The 1,130-nt window shown below is 72.8% G+C and carries 2 protein-coding genes; both read left to right on the plus strand.

The genetic code is table 11. The features are described from left to right. Window positions 1-126 precede the first annotated feature (126 nt). Window positions 127-588, plus strand: coding sequence for a MarR family winged helix-turn-helix transcriptional regulator (locus DMC18_RS25140; protein ID WP_110118316.1), 462 nt, complete (start codon window positions 127-129; stop codon window positions 586-588). Then, on the plus strand, window positions 585-1,130 hold a 546-nt coding region (locus DMC18_RS25145; RefSeq protein ID WP_110133425.1), incomplete at its 3' end, for an enoyl-CoA hydratase-related protein. The genes DMC18_RS25140 and DMC18_RS25145, both read left to right, overlap by 4 nt.

Here is a 1,130-nt window from a genome sequence, read left to right on the forward strand (position 1 = left end):
CCCCCCCCCGCCGAAGGCGGTGCTGACCCCCTCCGGCCCTCTGGGCCACCTCCCCCAGAGGGGGAGGATCTACGCCGCCCCAAAACACCCGTTTGATATTTCGCACACGAAGCATATAGTCGGCGCATGTCGACGCCTCCCGCTCCCGCTCCCGACAAGCGCCTCGTCTTCCTGCTGGCCTCCGGCCATCGGCGGGTGCAGCGCTGGATCGAGGCCAAGCTGGCGGCCGACCGGCACGGCCTGACCTCGGCCCAGTCGGGGGTGCTGTTCTATCTGGGCGGCGCCGACGGGGCGCTGATCGGCGAGGCGGCCGAGGCGCTGGACCTGGCCCCCTCGGCCATGACCGGCCTCGTCGACCGCATGACCCGCGCGGGCCTGGTCGAGCGCCGGCCCGATCCCAAGGACGGCCGCGCCCTGCGCCTGCACCTGACCGACCACGGCCGCGCCGCCCGCGAGGAGGCGAAAGCCGGCCTCGCCCACCTCAACGCCCACCTCACCGAAGGCTTCACGGACGACGAGATCGCCGTGGTCGCCCGCTGGCTTGCGAGCCTGCAGACCAAGTTCCCCAAAGGAGACGTTACGCCATGACCGAGCACGTTAAGACCAGCCTCGAGGCGGGCGTCCTGACCATCACCCTGGCGCGTCCGGACAAGAAGAACGCCCTCAGCAACGCCATGTACGGCGCCCTGGCCGACGCCCTGGAGGGCGCCGAGCGCGATCCGGAGATCCGGGTGGTGGTGTTCCAGGGCGACGGCGACAGCTTCAGCGCCGGCAACGACCTGGGCGACTTCGTGGCCCAGGCCACCGGCGCCTTCACCGAGGAGCGCCACGTGTGGCGGTTCCTGAAGGCCCTGGCCAACGCCACCCGGCCGCTGGTCGCCGCCGTCCACGGCCAGGCCGTCGGCGTGGGCACGACCATGCTGCTGCACTGCGACCTGGTGTTCGTGGCGCCCGACACGCGCCTGACCGTGCCGTTCGTCAACCTGGCCCTGGCCCCGGAGGCCGCCTCCAGCTGGCTGCTGCCGGCCCGCATCGGCCACGCCCGCGCCTACGCCATGTTCGCCCTGGGCGAGGCGGTGGACGGTGCGACCGCCGCCGCCTGGGGCCTGGCCAACGCCGTGGTCCCGGCC

Source organism: Caulobacter sp. D5, from assembly GCF_003185805.1.
Classification (GTDB): Bacteria; Pseudomonadota; Alphaproteobacteria; order Caulobacterales; family Caulobacteraceae; genus Caulobacter.